This window comes from Paraburkholderia sp. LEh10, assembly GCF_017814945.1.
GTDB lineage: Bacteria > Pseudomonadota > Gammaproteobacteria > Burkholderiales > Burkholderiaceae > Paraburkholderia.
Genome location: NZ_JAGIPX010000244.1, coordinates 1 through 518, shown reverse-complemented (window position 1 = coordinate 518; position 518 = coordinate 1). Strand labels below are relative to the sequence as shown.

Below are 518 nucleotides of genomic sequence, written 5' to 3'. Positions count from 1 at the left end.
TGCCTGCGGCGCATGGTCGAGTGTTTAACTCAACCTTGCGCCGCCGTCTGGTGTCGGATTTACGCCGCCGCCAACACCGGTTCAAAAACATACTGGCCTCACCAGTCGATGCGGTGTTTCGCGTCGGTCTCATGATGCCGGCGATCGTCGTCGACGTGCAGATAGAGGCTCGTGGTGCTCAGCGATGCATGCCCGAGGTTGTCGCGTACGAGCCGCAGATCCACCTGCTGGTCGGCCATATGAGACCCCGCAGTATGCCGCAGCCAGTGCGCCGAGGCCTGCTCGAGCAGGTCGGCGCGGGCCGCAAAGGCTTCGCCGCGTGCGCGCAGCCGGTGCGTGGCGCCGGCAAACACGGCCTTGACGATCGTGTGCGGTGCGGCCCGCGTCAGCGGCCGGGGTGAGGCCTCGCCGGTTTTCTTTCGTGTCGGGTCGCCTGTGCTTCCCGCCGTTTTTCCGACCGGCAGCACGAGCGGCGTCGCCTCACCGGGTGAGGGCAGGGCCGTCATCCCGAACGATTG

The 518-nt window shown here is 66.6% G+C and carries 1 protein-coding gene; it reads right to left on the bottom strand.

Going from position 1 to position 518, the window contains the following annotated elements; genetic code table 11:
• Positions 1-98 precede the first annotated feature (98 nt).
• On the bottom strand, positions 99-518 hold a 420-nt coding region (locus J8I87_RS44175), incomplete at its 5' end, for a tyrosine-type recombinase/integrase (protein ID WP_209938946.1).